Source organism: Aeromicrobium panaciterrae (genome assembly GCF_031457275.1).
Lineage (GTDB): Bacteria > Actinomycetota > Actinomycetes > Propionibacteriales > Nocardioidaceae > Aeromicrobium > Aeromicrobium panaciterrae_A.
In genome coordinates, this window is sequence record NZ_JAVDWH010000001.1 from 1,503,207 (window position 1) to 1,515,935 (window position 12,729).

Below are 12,729 nucleotides of genomic sequence, written 5' to 3' on the forward strand. Positions count from 1 at the left end.
GCCAGACGGGATGCGGGGCCGCGCGAGCCGGCCATCGAACTGGGAGGCATGCCCTAATTCTCCAGGTGAGGTGTGGTGCGGGCAACGATGCCTGCGAGATCAAGTCCGCGGGGGAGCGTGCCGAACGTACCGCCCCAGTCGCCTGCGAGGCGGGAGGCGCAGAACGCGTCGGCGACGCTGGGGTCGCCGTGCTTGATCAAGACGGCAGCCTGCAGGGAGGTCGCCATGCTGGCGGCGATGCGGCGTGCTCGGACTTCGACGTCGGTCAGATCGGCGAGCTCGGTGAGTACGCCGTCGACGGCGGTGTCGAGTCGCGCGTCCTCGCCACGTACCTCAGCCATCTCGGTGATCCATGCGTCGAGCGACTCTGGCTCGCGACCGAGAGCGCGCAGTACGTCGAGTGCGTTGACGTTGCCGCTGCCTTCCCAGATCGAGTTGAGCGGAGACTCGCGGAACATCAGCGGCATGCCGGACTCTTCGACGTAGCCATTGCCGCCCAGGCACTCGAGCGATTCGGCGACCATCATCGGCGTGCGCTTGCAGACCCAGAACTTCTCGAGTGCAAGGCCGATGCGGCGCAGTGCCTGCTCGTGCGGATCGTTGGGCTTGTCGACAGCTGACGCCAGACGGATCGCTACGAACGTTGCCGCCTCTGTCTCCACGGCGAGGTCGGCAAGCACGTTCGTCATCGCCGGCTGGTCAGCCAGTGTCGCGCCAAAGGCCGAGCGGTGCGAGGTGTGCCACGCGGCTTCGGCGAGCGCCTTGCGCATCAAGCTGGCTGAGCCGAGCACGCAGTCCATACGAGTCGCGGAGACCATCTCGATGATCGTGCGGATGCCGCGTCCTTCGTCGCCAAGGCGAGTCGCGTACGTGTCGTTGAACTCGAGCTCGCTCGAGGCGTTGGAGCGGTTACCGAGCTTGTCCTTGAGCCGCACGATCGACAGCGAGTTGCGGGTGCCGTCGGGGCGGACGCGCGGGACAACGAAGCAGGTGACGCCCTCGGGTGCCTGAGCCAGCACGAGGAACATGTCGTTCATTGGCGCGGAGGTGAACCACTTGTGGCCGGTCAGCAGGTACTCGCCGTGCGTCTCGGTCGGGCGGGCGATCGTCGTGTTGGTGCGGAGGTCTGAGCCACCCTGCTTCTCGGTCATGCCCATGCCGGCGAGAAGGCCAGCCTTCTCCTCGGGCGGGCGGATGCCGAAGTCGTAGGTACGCGACGCGAGTCCGGTGATCCATTGCTTCGCCAGCGCGTCGTCGGCGCGAAGGGCGGGCACCACGGCGTACGTCATCGTGATGGGACACATGTGGCCGCCTTCGGCCTGGCCCCACGTGAAGAAGCCGGCTGCACGCTTGAGGTGAGCGACGGGGCTCTGCGAGGTCCACGGCTCGGCGGTGAGCCCGAAGCCCACGCCCTGCGTCATCAGCCAGTGCCACGACGGGTGAAACTCAACTTCGTCGATGCGGTTGCCGTAGCGGTCATTCGTACGAAGCTTGGGCTCGTTCTCGTTGGACAGGTGCCAGGCCTCGCGCGCTTGCGCTGAGCCGGACAACGAGCCGATCGGAGTGATGTCCTCGACGATCTCGGCGGTGTGCTCACCGCCGTATGCGCGTACGGCATCCATCAAGGCGTTGTCGCTGGTCGCGACGTTGTAACCAACCAGTGGGGTCGCCTGGTTCTCTGGTGCACGTTGCAGGGGATCCATGTCGCTACGGTAGAGCCATGGCGGTGGAACCGGTAGACCGACCGGGCAGCGCTGATTCTCTTCTGCTGCTCGTCAAACAGCTGATCGCCCGCACCGTCAGCAGCTGCTTTCGCTATCGCGTCACTGGCCTCGCGGCCGAGGCCGCGTTCTTCGCGATCCTCTCGCTTCCACCCTTGGTGTTCGGTCTTGCTGGCTCGATCGGCTTCATCGCTGAACGGTTCGACGTGGACCAGGTCGACGTGCTCAAGGACCGGATCCTCGACCTGTCGTCTCAGGCGCTGACGCCGGACACTGTCGACCAGGTGATCGCGCCGACGCTCAACGACGTGCTCGGCAGCGGTCGTATCGACGTCATCTCGATCGGCTTTGTCCTTGCGCTGTGGTCGGGCTCTCGCGCGCTCAACGTCTTCATCGACACCATCACGATTCTTTATGGCCATGGCGGCAAGCGCGGCATCGTCAAGACGCGCGCACTGTCATTCGGCCTCTACATCGTCGCCCTGTTGGTCGGCATCGTCCTCGTGCCGCTGGTGCTGGCCGGTCCGTCCGTGGCTGCGGATGTAATGCCGGAAGGCTTCAGCTTCCTGAAGCACTTTTATTGGCCAGCCGTCCTTGTGTTGTCGATCCTGTTCCTGACGACGCTCTATCACTTGGCCGTTCCCGTACGTCGCAAGTGGATGGTGGGAATGCCTGGAGCGGTGTTCACCCTGACGCTGTGGATCTTCGGTAGCTACTTCGTACGGTGGGCGCTCGGATTCTCTTCAGGTGGTACGTCGATCTACGGACCGCTAGCCGCGCCGATCGCCGTACTCCTGTGGTTGTACGTGCTGTCGATCGCCGTGCTGATCGGTGCCGCGATCAACGCGGCGGTCGAGCAAATGCGCGCCGAACGCGCATCGTAGGCTTCCCGTCATGGCAAATCCGTTTCGAAGCAAGACGGCGACGAATGTCGCATTTGTGGTCGCCACGCTTCTGATGATTGCGGGCGCAATCTTCTGGGCGAAGGACAACTTCAAGGAACAGAACAGGCCTGAGTCCAAGGAGACCGTTGCGCCGGTCATCTTGATGTCAAGCGACGGCGTTGAGGACAATATCGAGCGTCGGCTCAGTGGCCGCGAAGGCCGTCCGATCGTCGCCAAGTGCCCCAAGAAGGTCGATCAGGCGATCGGCACGAAGTTCGACTGCGATGTGTTCTTCCCGAATCGCGAGGATGCCATTGCCACCGCGCATGTCGTGGTCGACGGCCCGAACGGCGAGTTCAGCTGGAAGTCCGAGCCGAAGGTCAAGAGCGACGACGACGAGGAAGCCACTTAGTTCAGCGCTGTCTTGATGGTTTGACCGATGAGCAGTCCGGGCACAACGATCCAGATCGCCAGCAACAACAACGACGCGATGACGGCGAACATTTTCGCCTGATCCTTGGGCGGATCCCCGGCGTCGCCGATCACCTCATACAGCGCCTTGAACGAGCCGTCGAGAGCAATGCGAGCGCGGCTGCGCGCAATGCCGGCGGCCTTGAGCACGCACCAGAACAGGCCAAGACCAACGACCAAGAATCCGGCCGCAAAGCAAAAGCGCCCGAGGTCGGTAGTGAGGCTTCTACCGATGAAGGAGATGGTTCCGGAGATCGCGGCGCCGCCGACCAGGAAGGCAGGCAGCGGCAGGCTCGACTTGTTGAGATCGGGCGTGATCGCATCAACTTGGATTCGTGCCGTCGCGAGAAGTTGATAGTCGTCTGATCCAACGGGGCTGTTGGCTTCACGAAGCGCGTACAGCTGACGGAGATTCTTGACGAGACGCTTCTGATGGCTACGTGCGATGAACGTGATGAACAGCTGGACGATCTTCTCGGCGACCGGCTTGATCAGCGGCGGAACCTTGTTGAGTGCTGAAGGCGGACGGGAACCGTTGCGATCGAACACTTCGAAGGCGCGCATTGCCTGGCGGTGAGCCTCGTCGAACCGCTCGGTGTGACGGAGGGGCTCCTTGCTGCTGAGTTCCTTGAGCATCTGGTCTTCAATGACGCCGCTGCTACCGAACGCCTCGAGGAGTTGGTTGGTCGATGACTCGTCGCCGCCACCGCGCAGAAGTTGGAGGGACTCGAGACGCTCACCGAGCTGATCGATGAGGAGACCGTCCGCCTGTCCTGCGACCTGGCCGGCTGCGGCCTTACCGATCGAGACGGCCTGGCCAGCCGTCGTCTTTCCGAGCGAAACAGCCTGGCCGGGTACTGCCTTGCCGCGCTTGATCAGACCTTTCGCGGGCTTGGCGGGATCGTCGATGGTCATAAGCCGAAGGCTAGAACGGTTCGCGGCACGTGTCACGAGAATTCGCACGAGCCGGAACAATTGAACGCTTGCAAAATCGCGTACGTTGCTGGCATGGACATCCCTGCCGTTCTCGCCGGAGGCATCCGCTTCGCCTCCGGAATCCAGTTCCTGGTCGACCCGCTACGGGCCAACCGGATGTGGGGCGAGACGGAGCCGCCCGAGCACCCCAGCCATTTCCTGCTTCTGCACTCGATGGGCTACCGCGACGCCCTCATCGGCGGACTGCTCGCCTCGGCAGCATTGCGCGGCCGCGACACCCGCGGATGGTTCCTAGCTTCTGGCGGCGCTGACGCTGCTGACTTCATCGGAGGACTCAAGCGGCATTCCGAGTTGTCGACGTCCCAGAAAGCGATCGGAATGGGCGGCGCGATCGTTGGTATCGGAGTCGGCATCTGGGGCGCGACTCGTCGACCCAAGGCCTAGCGGAGTCCTTCAACTAAAAAACTCCCTGCAATAACAGGGAGTTCGTTAGTGGGCGATACTGGGTTTGAACCAGTGACCTCTTCCGTGCGGGGGCAGAGTCGCGCTACCGCTGCTCCTGGGAAAGCAAAAACCGCACACCTGGGTGTGCGGTTCTAGTGGGCGATACTGGGTTTGAACCAGTGACCTCTTCCGTGTCAGGGAAGCGCGCTACCGCTGCGCCAATCGCCCGTGCTTGTTCAGTTTTGGTGAAACTTTCGAGGTGGGTACGGGATTTGAACCCGTGTACACGGATTTGCAGTCCGTTGCCTCGCCTCTCGGCCAACCCACCGCTGGATGGGTATGGAGACCCGCTCCGAGCGGACAACGAGATTCGAACTCGCGACCCTCACCTTGGCAAGGTGATGCTCTACCACTGAGCTATGTCCGCACTGCCCCAAAGAACTTCGTTCAAACTGAGGCGACCCCAGACTTTAGCGGATGAGCAGGGGCGAACCCAAACCGGGTTCGCTAGTTTTGAAGCATGAAGACATGGTTGAACGGCCATCTGCTGGGATCCCCGGACGAACCATCGATCAGCGCCCTCGATCACGGGATGATCGTGGGTGATGGAGTCTTCGAAACGATCAAGATTGAGCAGGGTCAACCCTTCGCTTTGACCCGACATCTGGACCGACTCGCACGATCCGCCCAGGGCCTCGGAATCGGCACACCGGATGTCGCAGCCATCCGCGACGGCGTCCTCGCGACGATGGATGGCCAGGAACTGCCATTCGGTCGCATACGCGTGACGGTGACTTCTGGGCCCGGCCCGCTGGGCTCGCCTCGCGGTTCATCGGGTCTCACCCAAGTCGTCATCACCGAACCGTGCGATCGTCCGCCGTCGATCAGCAAGATCGCGACCGTCCCGTGGCCTCGCAACGAGCGTGGCGCACTGGCCGGGCTCAAGACGACCTCGTACGCGGAGAACGCGCTCATGGTCGAGTACGCACTCGCGAGGGGTGCCTCCGAGGCGGTCATGCCCAACACCGCAGGTCACCTATGTGAGGGCACCGGCTCAAACATCATGTACGTGGTCGGCGAGCAGCTCATCACGCCGACGCTTGACGCTGGCCCGCTTGCCGGCGTCACCCGTGCTCTGGTGCTCGAGTGGTGCGTGGGAGAGCTTGATGTCGTTGAACGTGACGCCCCGATCGAGGTCCTGCAGGAGGCTGACGAGGTGATCCTGGTCGGCACGACCCGCGACGTGCAGGCGATCTCGCACGTCGACGACCGCGAGCTCGCCGCCCCAGGTCCGATCACGCTCAAGGCTCAGCAGATCTGGGCCCGCGAGAGCGCCAGGACGACGGACCCCTGAGTCGGCCGCCGCGTCATGGATCTATCCACGCAAATGCATGTCGCGGCGTCTGAACTGACCTATTGTCATGACCTGAAGATCATTCTGTGTGACTCACAGGGGTGCGTACGTGACAGCGATTGATCCGAAGGACGAAGTAGGCGATGAAGTCCAGGCTCCCAAGGGCTTCATCGGCACTGCCACGTCTTCGTTGCGGGAGACGGGCACGTCCATCGCCTCGGTCTTTCGAAACCCAGCACTGAGGCGCATGCAGATCGCCCTCGCCGGGTCCATGATCGGCGACTGGGCGTATGCCACAGCGGTCGCCGTGTGGGCGTACGGGGTCGGGGGAGTCACCGCCGTGGGCGTATGGACCGGTATCCGGCTCGGGCTCATGGCATTCACGGCGCCGTTCGGTGCGACCTTTGCAGACCGATTCCCGCGGAAGAACGTGATGATCATCGCCGACCTCACCCGCGTCGCGCTGGTCAGCGCCGCGGTCATGTGTCTGGTGCTCGAGACCCCGCCAGCTCCGATCTTCATTCTGGCGACCCTCACGTCGTTGATGGGAACACCTTTCCGATCCGCGCAGCGAGCACTGACGCCGTCGCTGGCCAAGACCCCGGACGAGCTGACTGCCTCCAACGGCACATCAAGCACCATCGAGAGCCTGGCTGTTTTCATAGGCCCGGCGATTGGCGCGCTGTTGATCGGCGCGACCAACGTCCAAACTGTTTTCGCCTTCAATGCCCTCACCTTCTTGTGGTCGACTGTCTCGGTGTTGGGGATCAAGGTTCCCGAGCGAGCCGAAGACCGGCAGTCCGACTCCCCGGTGGGTGCCGATGAGCCCGACAAGGAGAGCTTCCTTTCCGAGGTGACAGGCGGATTCCGAACCATTGCAGGCAATCGCGACCTCTTGGCAGTGGCATGGCTCGTCTCAGCCCAGACAATCGTGGCTGGCGCGTCCGCCGTGATGTTCTTGGTCATGGCTGTCGAGATACTCGGTACTGGTCCTCACGGGTTGGGCTATCTCGATTCGACGCTCGGCGTCGGTGCCATCTTTGGAGGTCTGTTCGCCATCGCGAGAGCAGCCAGAAATCACCTTGCGCAGGATCTGACAATCGGGGTCGTACTCTGGGCGCTGCCGCTTCTGCTGGTGACGGTATGGCCGACGCCGGCCGCAGTGTTCACCGCCGTGGCTCTTCTCGGCCTGGCCAACCCGCTGGTCGACGTCAACTTCGACACGATCGTCCAGCGAGTGACCCCGGACGAGGTGCTTGGTCGCGTGTTCGGCTCTCTCGAAGCCTGCCTCATCGGCTCGATGGCGCTGGGTGCGTTCGTGATGCCGATGGTCCTCAATCTCTGGAGTCTGAGAACGGCATTGGGCGTCGTTGGAGTGGGAGTCACGGTTCTGGCGCTCCCACTGCTGCCGCGGATGCGTAGCCTCGATGCGAGGTTGACCGCACCTGTCGGGCTGGACCTGCTCCGAAGGATCTCGATCTTTACGCCCCTCAGCTCGGCCGTCGTCGAGAGCCTGGCTCGCGACCTGATCAGGGTGCCTGTGGCTGCGGGCGGCGTCGTGGTGCGGGAGGGCGACGAGTCCGATCGCTTCTTCATCGTCGACACCGGACTCGTCGAGGTCACCCAGGACGGCGTGGTGCTTCGTCGAGAAGGTCCGGGCGAGTTCTTCGGCGAGATTGGCTTGCTGCGAGATGTGCCGCGCACCGCCACGGTCACCGCGGTCGAGGACACCGTGCTCCAGAGTCTCAGCCGAGAGGCCTTCCTGTCGGCAGTCAACGGTGAACGGGATTCCTACCTCGCGGTCGATGACATCGTCACTCGCAGGCTGACAGTCTGATGGCCGTGACGTGCTCGTCGTGCGGCACGAATCAAGTCGATGGTGCCCGCTTCTGCCACGAGTGTGGGTCAGCAGTTGCACCACCCGCGTGTGGTTCCTGCGGTGAGCCGGTCGTCCCGGGTGCCAAATTCTGCAGCGCGTGCGGAGCCACCCAGACCGAGGTGCGTGCAGTTCCGAACGCTCCGGCCTATGCTCCTCCGTCTGCTGCGCGCCGCGTCACGAGCGTCCTGTTCGGAGACCTGGTCGGCTTCACCTCGCTGTCCGAGGCGCGTGATCAGGAGGACGTACGGGAGTTGTTGTCCAGCTACTTCGAGGAGTCCAGCCTGATCGTCGGTCGGTATGGCGGCACGGTCGAGAAGTTCATCGGTGACGCGGTGATGGCGGTGTGGGGTGTGCCGACCGCGCACGAGGATGACGCCGAGCGGGCTGTGCGAGCCGGACTCGAGCTGGTCAACAAAGTGGCGGCGATCGGCGAGGAGCTCGGAGTGCCCGAGCTCGCCATGCGGGTGGGCATCGTGACCGGCGAGGTGGCAGTGACAATCGGTGCCGACCATCAGGGGATGGTGGCAGGCGATGTCGTCAACACCGCCTCGAGAGTCCAAACCGCAGCCGAACCCGGACAGGTCTGGGTGGATGAGACGACGCGACTCCTGACCTCGTCGGCGATCACATACGTCGACGTCGGCAGCCATCAGATGAAGGGCAAAGCTGACCCGATGCCGTTGTGGTCGGTCCGAGCGGTCGTCGCGGCGATGCGCGGTGCCCAGCGTGCCGACGGGCTGGAGGCTCCGCTGGTTGGGCGAGATCGAGAGCTGCGCCTGTTCAAGGAGCTGTTTCACTCGGCCGACGAGACCAAGAAGCCTGCACTACTGGTCATCGACGGCGAACCCGGAGTCGGAAAATCTCGACTTGCCTGGGAGTTCGAAAAGTATGTCGACGGCCTCTCGACCAATGTCATGTGGCACAGCGGACGCTGTGTCGCGTACGGCGAGGGCGTGGCCTTCTTTGCTCTCGCCGAGGCGATTCGCGGGCGACTCGGAGCGGTGGCAGGGGACAGCAACGGAGATCCCGCCGAGCTCCTGGAGTCCGGCCTGGAAGCCTACGTGCCCGACATGGAGGAGCGATCATGGCTGCGGCCGCGGCTCGGAGTCCTTATCGGGATCGGATCCGTCGGCACCTTCCCCCGCGAAGACCTGTTCGCCGCATGGACGACCTTCCTGGAGCGCGCCGGACAGGGTGAGAACCCGGTCGTCCTCGTCATCGACGATGCCCAGCACGCCGATGAGGGATTGTTGCTCTTCGTCGAGCATCTGCTGCTCGTCGCCTCGTTCCCGTGTTTCGTCGTCCTGCTGACCAGGCCCGGCCTGCTCGAGGGGCATCCGGCACTGGCGACGAACCGCAAGGCCACGGTCCTCCACCTTCCAGAGCTGGATGATCGAGACATCTCCGAACTGCTCGGCGGGTTGGTGGCGGGCCTTCCCGATGACATCCGCGCAGCCCTCGTCGAACGATCCGAGGGGGTGCCGCTGTTCGCTGTGGAAACAGTCCGATCCCTGATCGACCGTGACCTGATCGTGCCGCGCGGGGGCCAATACGTCGTCGCCGACCCGTCGGCCATCGACCTGGACTCTGTCGGCGCCCCTGCCTCGCTGCAAGCACTCATTGCTGCCCGACTCGACACGTTGTCGGTGGTTCAGCGAAGGGTCGTCGACCAGGCGAGCGTCCTCGGAGGTTCGTTCAAACGGGACGCGATAGCCGGACTTTGCTCAGACATTGCCGACATCGACGACGTGCTGGCGAGCTTGGTGCGCCTGCAGATCCTTCGCCAAGAGGCGAGCAGACAGAGTGCCGAGCTCGGTCAGTTCAAGTTCATGCAGTCCGTCGTGCCGCAGGTCGCGTACGCCACCTTGTCCCGCCGCGACCGCAAGGCGAGTCACCTCGCTGTGATCAGCCAGTTTGAAGGTGAGGGTGCATCCGGAGGCGATCTGGCACCGATTCTTGCCCAGCACTATCTCGACGCGATCGAAGCGGTGCCGTCAGATACTGATGTCGAGACCCTCAAGCAGGCTGCCATCGCCCAACTGGAGAAGGCCGCCAGTCGCGCCAAAGCCCTGGGGTCACCCAAGGAAGCTGCAGGCCATATCAGCGGAGCTATTGCACTCGCGGGTGACACCGACAGCCGCGCCGATCTCGAACGCGACTTGGCGTTCGCTCTCATCGACACGGGGGAGTACCAAGAGGCCATCGACCACGCGATCCAGGCTGTCAACTTGTTCGAGGGCCGAGGTGATGTCGTCGATGCAGGTTATGCGGCGGCTGCGCAGTCGCTCGCACTTGGGTTCCTGGGTGACAACGCTCAGGCACTGGCGGTTGCCCAACCCCATTGGGACGCAGTCTCGGAACGTCGGGACGCGGACGTCGCCCAACTGGCTTTGACCAGGGCAATGAGCTCCGCAAACTCGCGCATGGGGACCAACAACCAGGATCTTCTCGAGAGAAGGATCAAGCTGGCCGAGAAAGTGGGCGACCTTGGGGAGGTGGCCAACTGCCTCACAGGGCTCAGCATCTACTACGGCACGGTGGGTGCCATCTCGTTGGCCCGCGTGCTCCTGGAAGCGGCCGCGGAGATGTCGCGAGTCAACCATCAGCCGGGCTCTCTTTCTCGGGCGCTTCTCAACCTCACCGCGAGCAGGATGCTCGACGATCTCGACAAGGCGGTCGACATCGGGCACGAGGCCGTCTCGGTTGCCACCGATACCGGTGTTGCCATCTGGATCGGCTACTCCCAGGTCAACCTGCTCATCGCGCTCTGGACCAGTGGCAGATGGGCGGAGGCTGACGAGATGCTCACGAGCGGAGTATTGCGCGAGGAGCTTTCAACGGTCCCGAGCTCAACAGCGATAGAGGGCGCCATGAGCGTGGCGCGCGGCATGCCGTGGACGTTGACATGGCCCGCCGAGGTTGCGCTTGCGAGTGATGACTCGTCGGACGTGGCCTGGAAGGCCTTCGCTGAGGCGATCGATGCAAGGCAGCGCGGTGATCTCGATGCCGCTGTGCGACTGGGTGTGCTCGCCAGCGAGAAGATGTATGAGATTTCCGGAACCTGGGACGACCTCTGTCACATGTGGCCCACCGCCGTTGAGATTGCACTTGAGAACGGTGACAATGCGGCGGTCGAGACTCTGATCAGCCTCATCGAAGGCGAGTCGGGCCGCCCCGACCCCGATGGTGTGCGGATCCATCGCAAGCGAGTGGCAGGTCTCCTGGCCATCCGAGACGGCGAACCCGCCGAGGTTGTCGAGTCGACCCTGCGTGAGGCGATCGCCGAGTTCGAGACGTGGGGAGCAAAGCCGTACACCGCCAGGACACAGGTCGACCTGGGTAGGTGGCTCGTGGGTCAGGGGCGCCCCGATGAGGCGGCCCCGCTGTTCGACGCCGCCCGAGCAGCATTCGCCGAGCTCGGCGCTTCTACGTGGTCCGAGGCGCTAGAGCAGCAGTCGGCGCCGCTTTGACGTTTCCGACAGCAAAATCTGGGCTCGCGAGTCGGACAAGAACGCCGACCCCTAATCTGCTCCCATGACTTCTGCCCTTCACCCATGTGATCGGGTCGGCCTCGACTTCGTCGACTCCGCGCCCAACCGCTTCGCCAACTCCGTCGAGCTGAACATCACCCCGGAGCAGCTGTTCGAGGTACTCGCAGACGCTGACTCATGGCCGCGTTGGGCGAAGGTCATCACCAACGTCGAATGGACGACTCCGGAGCCGCGCGGCGTCGGTACGACGCGTCTCGTCACGATGCGCGGTGGGCTGCTCGGATCCGAGGAGTTCCTCGGCTGGGACGAGCACACCATGATGGCGTTCCGTTTCAACGAGGCCTCCGAGAAGCGGATCAAGGCATTCGCCGAGCGATACGACATCGTCCCGACGGCGTCAGGGTGCACGCTGACCTGGACACTCGCTCTCGAGGTGACAGGAATTGCCCGCCACACTCTCGGCGTGAGCAAGCCTGTGCTGAACGCGACCTTCCGTCGGTTCCTGAAGAACCTCCGCAAGTACACCGACGAGCGCTACGGGGCTTAGGTCAGTTCGGCTGGAGGCGCGGCCGTACGTTAAAGTTCCTGACGCACCGGGCGATTGGCGCAGTGGTAGCGCGCTTCGTTCACACCGAAGAGGTCACTGGTTCGAACCCAGTATCGCCCACCAACGTAACCGCAGGTCAGAGTACTTTCTGGCTTGCGGTTTGTTGCGTCAGCCGGAGGCTTTGGCCCGGTCGAAGGTCGAAGCGAACTCCTTCATGTCGCCGGCTTTGCCTTCGAGCTTGAACGTGCTGCCGTGCGAGCTGATTTCCATCACGCCGGCTGCACCCATGCGTTTGACCTCAAGGGAATCGATCTCGGCGAGCGGGACTGAGCTGAGGACCTCGGCGATCTCCTTGATCTGACCCATCATGCTCACCTTGACCTGCATGGTGACGAGGCTCGTGGCGGTCACGGCAACGGCACCGGGATTGCCGAGAACGATGCCGGCAGCCTCCGCGCCCTTGGTCTGGTCACCGACCTTCTTGGCGCCGATAGCGCCGGTGATCACACCTCCGCCAATGGCGGCCGTCGTCGCCCCTCGGGGTTTCGCGAACGCAGCTCCAAGGATGGGCTCGGCGACCTTTCCGACAGCCGCGGCAATGATCTGTTCTTGGTGGTTCGACATGAAGACCTCCTTGTCGGTGCGCTGACCAGCGCCCTCGGATTGTCCCACTCCTGAGAGTCGGCGGGAAGGTTCAGCGGCGACGATCCCAGGGCGACCGGCCGTAGTCGATGACATTGGGATCGGCTCGGATTGGAGTCAACTTCTCGGCTGGCATCCATTCGGTGATGATGCGCTTGGGATGTAGAGCTTCGTCGACGTACGCGACCAATGCTTGGTGCCGCCGTCCTGCCTTGCGCCAATCAAGAACGAGCCCTTGAACCGGGAGCGCGGTCCACGGTTCCCGCCGTACGAGTACGAAGCGAACCCGCTTGAATGGCGGCCAGGCATCGGCTTTGGGAGGGTTCGCACTCACCTTGCAAAGAGTAGAACATATGTTCG

General features: G+C 63.5%; 11 protein-coding genes, 4 tRNA genes and 1 pseudogene. 9 read left to right on the forward strand and 7 right to left on the reverse strand.

Annotated elements, in window-relative coordinates; translation table 11 throughout:
- Nucleotides 1-53: 53 nt before the first annotated feature.
- Nucleotides 54-1,703, reverse strand: a complete 1,650-nt coding sequence (locus J2X11_RS07815) for an acyl-CoA dehydrogenase family protein (protein WP_309969007.1) — start codon at nt 1,701-1,703, stop codon at nt 54-56.
- A 17-nt stretch (nt 1,704-1,720) separates the two neighbouring features.
- Between J2X11_RS07815 and J2X11_RS07820 the strand changes: the two genes are divergently transcribed.
- The gene (locus J2X11_RS07820) at nt 1,721-2,605 is read left to right on the forward strand and encodes a YihY/virulence factor BrkB family protein (RefSeq protein WP_309969009.1); all 885 of its coding nucleotides are present in this window, start codon (nt 1,721-1,723) and stop codon (nt 2,603-2,605) included.
- A 10-nt stretch (nt 2,606-2,615) separates the two neighbouring features.
- Complete coding sequence (locus J2X11_RS07825) at nt 2,616-3,017, forward strand: hypothetical protein (RefSeq protein ID WP_309969011.1); 402 nt, start codon at nt 2,616-2,618, stop codon at nt 3,015-3,017.
- On the opposite strand, the gene J2X11_RS07830 is transcribed toward J2X11_RS07825, so the two are convergent.
- Nucleotides 3,014-3,991, reverse strand: coding sequence for a hypothetical protein (locus J2X11_RS07830; protein ID WP_309969015.1), 978 nt, complete (start codon nt 3,989-3,991; stop codon nt 3,014-3,016). The genes J2X11_RS07825 and J2X11_RS07830 overlap by 4 nt on opposite strands.
- 93 nt (nt 3,992-4,084) lie before the next feature.
- Here J2X11_RS07830 and J2X11_RS07835 point away from each other — a divergent pair, with 93 nt between their 5' ends.
- Nucleotides 4,085-4,456, forward strand: a complete 372-nt coding sequence (locus J2X11_RS07835; RefSeq protein WP_309969018.1) for a DUF4267 domain-containing protein — start codon at nt 4,085-4,087, stop codon at nt 4,454-4,456.
- A 156-nt stretch (nt 4,457-4,612) separates the two neighbouring features.
- Here the strand turns inward: J2X11_RS07835 and J2X11_RS07840 are convergent.
- The 3 genes from J2X11_RS07840 to J2X11_RS07850 form a co-directional block, all read right to left on the reverse strand.
- A tRNA-Val gene (locus J2X11_RS07840) sits at nt 4,613-4,684 on the reverse strand.
- A gap of 29 nt (nt 4,685-4,713) precedes the next feature.
- Nucleotides 4,714-4,784, reverse strand: a tRNA-Cys gene (locus J2X11_RS07845).
- A gap of 27 nt (nt 4,785-4,811) precedes the next feature.
- Nucleotides 4,812-4,883: transfer RNA gene (locus tag J2X11_RS07850), tRNA-Gly, on the reverse strand.
- Between the two features lie 93 nt (nt 4,884-4,976).
- Here J2X11_RS07850 and J2X11_RS07855 point away from each other — a divergent pair.
- The 6 genes and pseudogenes from J2X11_RS07855 to J2X11_RS07875 all read left to right on the forward strand — a co-directional run bounded on the left by J2X11_RS07855 (nt 4,977) and on the right by J2X11_RS07875 (nt 11,850).
- A complete protein-coding gene (locus J2X11_RS07855; protein ID WP_309969021.1) occupies nt 4,977-5,810 on the forward strand; it encodes an aminotransferase class IV in 834 nt (277 codons plus the stop codon).
- A 109-nt stretch (nt 5,811-5,919) separates the two neighbouring features.
- A complete protein-coding gene (locus J2X11_RS07860) occupies nt 5,920-7,647 on the forward strand; it encodes an MFS transporter (RefSeq protein ID WP_309969025.1) in 1,728 nt (575 codons plus the stop codon).
- A pseudogene (locus J2X11_RS14440) lies at nt 7,647-7,781 on the forward strand (double zinc ribbon domain-containing protein); the annotation flags it as partial. The gene J2X11_RS07860 and the pseudogene J2X11_RS14440, both read left to right, overlap by 1 nt.
- 27 nt (nt 7,782-7,808) lie before the next feature.
- Nucleotides 7,809-11,159 (forward strand): adenylate/guanylate cyclase domain-containing protein, encoded by a 3,351-nt coding sequence (locus tag J2X11_RS07865; RefSeq protein ID WP_309969028.1) that lies wholly within the window; start codon nt 7,809-7,811, stop codon nt 11,157-11,159.
- Nucleotides 11,160-11,223: 64 nt separating this feature from the next.
- A complete protein-coding gene (locus J2X11_RS07870) occupies nt 11,224-11,727 on the forward strand; it encodes an SRPBCC family protein (protein ID WP_309969031.1) in 504 nt (167 codons plus the stop codon).
- A 48-nt stretch (nt 11,728-11,775) separates the two neighbouring features.
- Nucleotides 11,776-11,850, forward strand: a tRNA-Val gene (locus J2X11_RS07875).
- A gap of 45 nt (nt 11,851-11,895) precedes the next feature.
- On the opposite strand, the gene J2X11_RS07880 is transcribed toward J2X11_RS07875, so the two are convergent.
- Both J2X11_RS07880 and J2X11_RS07885 read right to left on the reverse strand, forming a co-directional pair.
- Nucleotides 11,896-12,351, reverse strand: coding sequence for a hypothetical protein (locus tag J2X11_RS07880; protein WP_309969034.1), 456 nt, complete (start codon nt 12,349-12,351; stop codon nt 11,896-11,898).
- 70 nt (nt 12,352-12,421) lie between these two features.
- The gene (locus tag J2X11_RS07885; protein WP_309969037.1) at nt 12,422-12,703 is read right to left on the reverse strand and encodes a hypothetical protein; all 282 of its coding nucleotides are present in this window, start codon (nt 12,701-12,703) and stop codon (nt 12,422-12,424) included.
- Nucleotides 12,704-12,729 lie beyond the last annotated feature (26 nt).